Below are 5048 nucleotides of genomic sequence, written 5' to 3' on the forward strand. Positions count from 1 at the left end.
TAAAGGCGCCCTCTGTGAGGGAGCTGGCTCGGCGGTGTTTTTTCGCCGAGACTGAGGGAGAGTTGACCTTCGGTTCTCCCGCGGCTTTTGCCGCGGGCTCTGTTTGGCGCGGTTTCCGCGCCAAACAGAGCAACACTCCTTCCGTCTCGCCGCAAAAGCGGCGGCGATCCACCTTCCTCAGAGAGGAAGGCTTTAAGAAAAAACCGCAATTTATCTCTTTCCCTACCCTAAGGAAATCGGCGTTTAGAAGTGCGAGTTGCTAAATAACTTTGGGGTCTGCGCCCGGAGCCGTATCTTTATACGGTGAGGACCGCAGACCCCGAAGTTATGACGCAAATCGTGCTTATAAACGCCGATTTCACTGTTTAAGCGGTCTTAACGGAAGCCGCCTTCTGCAGTCCCAGCTTCTCCACGGCGTCTTCGCGCATCTTATACTTCAAAATCTTTCCCGCGGCGTTCATCGGGAAGGCGGGAACGAAATCGATGTAGCGCGGACACTTGTGGCGCGCCATGTTCGCGAGGAAGTGATCCTTGATCTCCTTCTCCGTCGCCGTTTCGCCCTCCTTGAGGATGACGCAGGCCATGATCTCCTCTCCCATCGCCTCGTCTGGAACGCCGATCACCTGAACGTCCTTGACCTTCGGATGCATGTAGAGGAACTCTTCCAACTCCTTCGGGTAAATATTCTCGCCGCCGCGGATGATCATATCCTTAAGACGGCCCGTTATGCGGTAATATCCGTCGGCGGTGCGGCAGGCGAGGTCTCCGCTGTGCAGCCAGCCGTCCTTGTCGATGGCCGCCGCGGTCGCCTCCGGCATTTTATAATATCCCTTCATTATATTGTAGCCGCGGGCGACAAACTCGCCCGTCACTTCGTCGGGCAGATCCTCGCCCGTCTCCGGATCGACTATCTTGCACTCGACCTCCGGCAGCGCCCGGCCTACCGTGGCGACGCGCTGTTCTATGGTGTCGGTGGTGTCGCTCATCGTCGTGCCAGGCGACGCCTCCGTCTGTCCGTACGTGATGACGATCTCCTTCATATTCATCTTATCTATGACGTCGCGCATCTTCGAGATCGGGCAGGGGCTGCCAGCCATGATGCCGGTACGCATATAAGAGAAGTCCGTCTTCTCAAAATCCTCGTGCTCCATCATCGCGATGAACATCGTCGGCACGCCGTGGAAGCAGGTGATACGCTCCTGATTGATACAGGCCAGCGAGGCCTTCGTCGAAAAATAGGGCAGCGGCGAAAGCGTCGTGCCGTGCGTCATTGAGGCGGTCATCGCGAGCACCATGCCGAAACAGTGGAACATCGGCACCTGAATCATCATGCGGTCGGCCGTGGAGAGGTCCATGCGGTCGCCGATGCATTTGCCGTTGTTGACAACGTTGTAATGCGTGAGCATAACCCCCTTGGGGAATCCCGTCGTACCGCTCGTGTACTGCATGTTGCAAACATCGTGGATGTCGACGGCGGCGGCGAGGCGGTGGACCTCCTCTGCCGGCGTCAGGTGCGCGCGGGCCACGGCCTCCTCCCAGGTGAGGCAGCCCTTCATCTTAAAGTCCACGGTAATAATGTTGCGCAGGAACGGCAGGCGGCGGCAGGCGAGAGGCTTGCCGGGCGTCGCCGTCTCCAGCTCGGGGCAGAGTTCCTTCATAATATCGTCGTAATGCGAGTCGCGGAAGCCCTTTATCATCACGAGCGTGTGGGTGTCCGACTGGCGCAGCAGATACTCGGCCTCGTGGATCTTATAGGCGGTATTGACGGTGACGAGCACCGCGCCGATCTTCGTCGTCGCCCAGAATGTCAGATACCACTGGGGCAGGTTCGTCGCCCAGATCGCGACGTGACTTCCGGGGCCTACGCCGAGCGATATCAGCGCGCGCGCGAATTCGTCGACGTCGTCGCGGAATTCGGAGTAGGTGCGGGTATAGTTCAGCGTCGTGTATTTGAAGGCGTACTGGTCGGGGAACTCATCGACGATGCGGTCGAGCACCTGCGGGAAGGTCATTTCAATCAGCTTGTCCCTCTGCCACGGATAGAATCCGGTGCCGCGCTTGTTCTCATAGAGGCGCTTCGACTTCACCATACGCGCGGGGCTGCCGAAACGGTTCATCGTGTTTACAAAATGCAGGGAGATCAGCTCGATACTCTCAATGTCGGGCATCCACTGCGGATCCCACTCCATTGAGATGAAGCCGTCATAATTCAGCGAATAGAGGGCGCGCATCATCGCGTCAATCGGCAGGCTGCCCTCGCAGACGAGGCGGTACTCCATCACGCCATCCGTGACGACGGAGTCCTTCAGGTGCACATGCTTGATATAGGCGCCGAGGTTCTTCACCGTCTTCTCCGGCGCTTCGCCGGCGTCGCGGAAGGTGTGCTGCATATCCCAGAGCGCCGCGAGATTGTCGCAGGAGAAAGAATTGAGCACATCGCAGAGCTTGTCGGTATCGGAAAAGGGGCCGATCGTCTCGATCAGCAGCGTAACGCCTGCCTCCTGCGCCGCTGGCAGCATCCTCTGCAGCACCGCCATCACCGCGGCGCGCTCATCCTCGTACGAACCGCCAGTCTCCTTCGCCCCGAGACGCACATATGGTATGCGCAGGCTCTTCGCGGTGTTGATATAATCCGTTATCTCCGCGCAGTTTTCTTCAAACATCGTCTTGTCGGCAATGTTGTGCCAAGTATCGATGCAGGGTATCGAAAGCCCGGCCTCGGTCATCTCGCGGTGCGCCGCGTTCGCCCGCGCGGGGTCGAAGATGCTGTTCTTCTCCGAGAGCTTCGGCTCGTGTATATTATGGACCTCTATGCCCGCGAAGCCGCCGTCCTTGGCGACGGTGCAGAAATCCTCCCATGTATGGTCGTGCCATCCGAAAGTCGAAAATGAGAGCTTCATTATCTGTGATTCTCCTCGTATGAAATCTTATTCAGAGCGTTGAAATAGGCCCTGATGCTGGAACCGATGATATCCGTCGAAATTCCGTTGCCGGAATAGAGCTTGCCGTTCGAGCGAAGCTTGACGAGCGTCGAACCCATCGCCTCGCGCCCCTCGGTGACCGCCTGGATCTGAAAATCGTCAAGATCATAATGGTGGCCCGTTATCTGCTCTATCGCGAGGAAGGCGGCGTCGATCGGGCCGTCGCCGACCGCGAGGCCGAAGAGGTCCTGCCCGTTGTGGCGGCAGTGGATGTTGGCCGTCGCGCTGATGACGTTGCCGCTGTTGATGACGAAGCTCACCAGCTCGTAGGATGGCGGCACCTGCAGGGCGCTCGTGGCGATGATCGCCTCCAGCTCCTTCGTGCCGACAGACTTCTTCTCCGCGACATTGTTGAAGGTGTCGTAGACCTTCACCAGATCCTCCTCTGAGAGATCGTAGCCAAGGCGCTCGACGGCCTTGCCGACCGCCGTGATATCGTCGTTCGCGTCCAGCCTGATATCCGAGCCGTCGGATATGGACAGCCCCGTGTCGAAGGCGCTCGTCTTACTGCGCTCCGAGCGGGATATCCAGTTCATCTGCGCAATCGAACGGTTCAGCTCCGTATACTTTATGCCGCTGAAAAAGCCGCAGTCATCGCCGCGCATGCGGATGATGTGCGACGCCGTCTCCAGCTCAGGCGCGTAGCCGCCGCTGACGGCCACGTCCACCTCCGAGGCCCCGGCCTTCACGGCGGAGACGGCGCAGGCCGCCGCCATCGAGAGCTCGTCAGAGCACTTGACGGCGAGCGCCGCCTCTTTGAGTTCCGGCACATTGGCATATATCTCTTTGACAAAATTATTAAACTCATAGGGCATCATCGTACCGGCAGAATCACATATCGTAACGGTAGAAGCGCCGGCGGCTACCGCCGTGCGCAGCGCCTGATAGAGAAACTCCGGCTCGCTGCGCGTCGCGTCGACGGCGGCAAACTCCACGTCGGCGCAATACTCGCGGCTCTTGCGCACGAGCTTGCCGATCATCTCAATAATCCCCTCCGGCTTCTTGTTGCAGACAAACTCCATCTGCACCGCCGAAAGCGGCGCCTCCACATAGAGGCGCGGATGGGCGGCCTCCGCGATGGCGCTCCACGCCGTATCCACACCGGCCTCCGTGCTGCCAACGGGAATAGAGAGCGTGCTCTTCTTCACCGCGGCGGCGACCGTGCGCACCAACAGCGAATCTATCTTTACATTGGTGATCGGCGCAAGGCTGATAACGTCAAGATTGAGCTTGTCAAGGATCTTCGCCATCTCTATGATCTCCTTGAAAGAGAGCGCCCCTTCAAGTCCGCGTGCCGCCTCGCGCAGCGTGATGTCCGTAAATTTGATTCTCTTCATCGCCAACACTCCTTTTTGTCGTTTCCAGGTTTAAATTCCTGCCAATGTCCGCCGCCCCCGCGGGCATAAAAAAAGCCCCTGAGGCATAGCATGCCTCAGGGACGAATATACAGATCATCGCGGTACCACCCTGATTGCCGCAAAATATCCACGGCCACTCATTGGCGCCTATAACGGGGCCAGCCGTAATCCCTTAACAGCTTTCGCCTTAGGGGACTCCGCTCCGGAGCGAGACCGCTTCACTACCCTTCGGTTCCGGCTCTCACCTGCGTGCCGGCTCTCTGTAAACCTATCTGTAATGACCGTAACTCCATCATCGCGTTTGCCGCTATTTAATTACCATAGTCCTGAGAAATTGTAAATCAAGACTGCATTTTTTAATGATATTACTACTCTCGATTTTTTGTCAAGCTGTTTTATGAAAATCGCGGGAATTATTTTGTACATCCGCTAAACATCTGCTGCAGGAAACAGATCCAATTGACTGGGAAAATATAGATTATCAAAAACAATTCTTTCGTTATCTAAACTTTACTTATAAAAGTTTTATTTGTCCAAAATATTAAAAAAACAAATTCTATAGACAATAGCTATATATTAATAATTTTGTGTCATAACGAAAAATGAATATTCTGTAACAATAGGCATAATAATAAATTTAATATTGCCATCGTCTATTAATTATGATAGAATTTTTAAAAAGTTTTACAGCTGATATCTGTTATAATAG

At 55.9% G+C, this 5048-nt stretch carries 2 protein-coding genes and 1 other annotated feature; both genes read right to left on the bottom strand.

The window, feature by feature from the left end; translation table 11 throughout:
- Window positions 1–365 precede the first annotated feature (365 nt).
- On the bottom strand, window positions 366–2900 hold the full coding sequence (locus tag LIO98_RS08160; protein ID WP_291955326.1) for an AMP-binding protein: 2535 nt from the start codon (window positions 2898–2900) through the stop codon (window positions 366–368).
- The gene (locus LIO98_RS08165) at window positions 2900–4318 is read right to left on the bottom strand and encodes an alpha-isopropylmalate synthase regulatory domain-containing protein (RefSeq protein WP_291955329.1); all 1419 of its coding nucleotides are present in this window, start codon (window positions 4316–4318) and stop codon (window positions 2900–2902) included. The genes LIO98_RS08160 and LIO98_RS08165 overlap by 1 nt, the downstream gene beginning before the upstream one ends.
- 94 nt (window positions 4319–4412) lie before the next feature.
- Window positions 4413–4644, bottom strand: a binding site (T-box leader).
- Between the last annotated feature and the right edge of the window lie 404 nt (window positions 4645–5048).

The sequence above is a fragment of the Cloacibacillus sp. genome, from assembly GCF_020860125.1.
GTDB lineage: Bacteria > Synergistota > Synergistia > Synergistales > Synergistaceae > Cloacibacillus.